At 75.4% G+C, this 2,283-nt stretch carries 2 protein-coding genes; both read left to right on the plus strand.

The window, feature by feature from the left end:
* Positions 1-20: 20 nt before the first annotated feature.
* Entirely contained in the window at positions 21-1,622 is a 1,602-nt protein-coding gene (locus ADY01_RS35010) for a substrate-binding and VWA domain-containing protein (protein ID WP_049580872.1), read from the plus strand.
* Positions 1,609-2,283, plus strand: a 675-nt coding sequence (locus tag ADY01_RS35015) for a hypothetical protein (RefSeq protein WP_063784480.1), incomplete at its 3' end; no start/stop codon positions are given. The genes ADY01_RS35010 and ADY01_RS35015, both read left to right, overlap by 14 nt.

Consider the following 2,283-nt stretch of genomic DNA (forward strand, 5'->3'; position numbering starts at 1 on the left):
GCCCCCGCGTCACCGGCCCGCTGGCCGCGCTCCTGCTCGCCCTCACCGTCCTCACCGCTCTCACCGCACTCACCGCCTGCACCGGCGACCCGGACGGCGACGGGAACGGGGGCGAGGGGGACGGGAACGGCGGGCCGGCGCGCACCGTCCGCATCCTGGCCGGCAGCGAACTCGCCGACACCGCGCCCCTGCTGGAGGAGGCCGCCGAGGAGACCGGCGTCACCGCCGAGATCACCTGGACCGGCACCCTGGACGCCACCCGCCAGGTCGTCTCGGGGGAGGCCGACGGCCGGTTCGACGCCGTGTGGCTGGCCACCAACGACTACCTGAGGCTCCACCCCGGGGCCCAGGAGCGCATCTTCTCCGAGACGCCCGTGATGACCTCGCCCGTCGCCCTCGGCCTGCGCCCCGAGGCACTCGACCGGCTCGGCTGGCAGCCCGAGGAGATCACCTGGGCCCAGGTCCACCAGGCCGCCGCCGCGGGCGACCTGACCTTCGGCATGACGGACCCGACCCGTTCCAACTCCGGCTACTCCGCGCTGATCTCGGTCACCTCCGCCCTGTCCGGCGCCCAGGCGGCGCTCACCGAGGAGGACGTGCGGGGCAGCGCCGACCGGCTCCGGGAACTGTTCGCGGGACAGCGGCTCACCTCGGGCTCCTCCGGCTGGCTGGCCACCGCCTTCGCCGGCCGCACCGACGTCGACGCCCTGGTCAACTACGAGTCGGTGCTGCTCTCCCTGGCCCGCGACGGCGCCGCCGGCCTCACCGTGGTCAGGCCGCTGGACGGCGTGGTGACCGCGAGGTACCCGCTCACCACCCTGACCTCCGCCACGCCCGAGGCCCGCGAGGCCCTGCGCGTCCTCGGTGAGTACCTGCGCGGCGCCGACGCCCAGCGGGCCCTGACGGACACCACCCTGCGCCGCCCGGTGAGCACCGAGGTGGAGCCCGCCCCCGAGATTCCCGCGGGCCAGCGCCGCGAACTGCCCTACCCCGGTTCCCTCGACGTCGCCGACGGCCTCCTCGCCGCCTACGACCACGAACTGCGCCGCCCCTCCCGCACGGTCTACGTCCTGGACACCTCCGGATCGATGGAGGGCGAGCGGATCTCCGCGCTGCGGGACGCGCTCGGCCGCCTCACCGGCACCGAGGGCACGGCGCCGGGGGAGCGGTTTCGGGACCGCGAGGAGGTGACGCTCATGCCGTTCGCGGACGATGTCGTCTCCGCCGAGACCTACACGGTCGAGGCCGAGGCGCCCGAGCCCGCGCTCCGGGACATCCGCGCGGGCGTGGACGGGCTGGTGGCGGGTGGCGAGACCGCGATCTACGCCAGCCTCGTCGAGGCGTACGAACTCCTCGCCGCCGAGGGGCCGCGGGACGCCTTCACCTCGGTGGTGCTGATGACCGACGGCGAGAACACGGACGAGGTCGTCGCCGGGGACTTCGAGACCTTCCACGCCGGACTCCCGCAGGAGCAGCGGCGGGTGCCCGTGTTCACGGTCCTCTTCGGCGACTCCGACCGGGCCGAGCTCGAACGGATCGCCACCGCGACCGGCGGGCGGCTCTTCGACGCGGTCAACGGCTCGCTCGACGACGCCTTCCAGGAGATCCGTGGCTACCAGTAGAGCGAGCGGCGGCGCGGCCAGGGCGCTGGCCTACCTGGAGTCGCGGAAGAACATCACGGGCTGCGCCTGCGGCCTGCTCGGCCTGGTCACGGTGTTCACCGGCCTGGCCGGGGCCTACTGGCCCGTGGTGGTGGCGGGGCTCTACGGCGCCGGCGCGCTGATCGCCCCGCCGGAGCGCCGGGCGCCGCCGCCGTTCGGCGGCCGGGTCGAGCCCGGCGCCGAACTCGACGCCGTGCGCGCCGACGTCGCCGCGCTGCGACGCCACCTCGGGTCGCTCCAGGTCCCGGACGAGGCGGCGGCGCCCCTCGCCGAACTGGACGGCCTGCTCGACGCGCTCCTCGAACCGGGCTGGGTGGCCGCCGAGATCGCCGCCGACCCCGACGCGGCACACATCCTGGAACGGGCCGTGCGCCGCGACATCCCCGAGGCGTTCGACGCCTACCAGCGCACCCGCTGGTGGGCCAGACTCACCCCCGGCGGCGACCCGCCCGAACAGCACCTCGGGCGCCAACTCGCCCTGCTCTCCGCCGAGCTGGGCACGGTCGCGACCGGCGTGCGCGAGTCCCTCGAACGCCGCCAGCAGACCCACACCACCTATCTGGAATCCCGCGCCCCGCGCGACCCACACGACCCGCGCGCCTCGAGGCCGCCCGCGCCCGGC

The organism is Streptomyces sp. SBT349 (genome assembly GCF_001083795.1).
Lineage (GTDB): Bacteria > Actinomycetota > Actinomycetes > Streptomycetales > Streptomycetaceae > Streptomyces.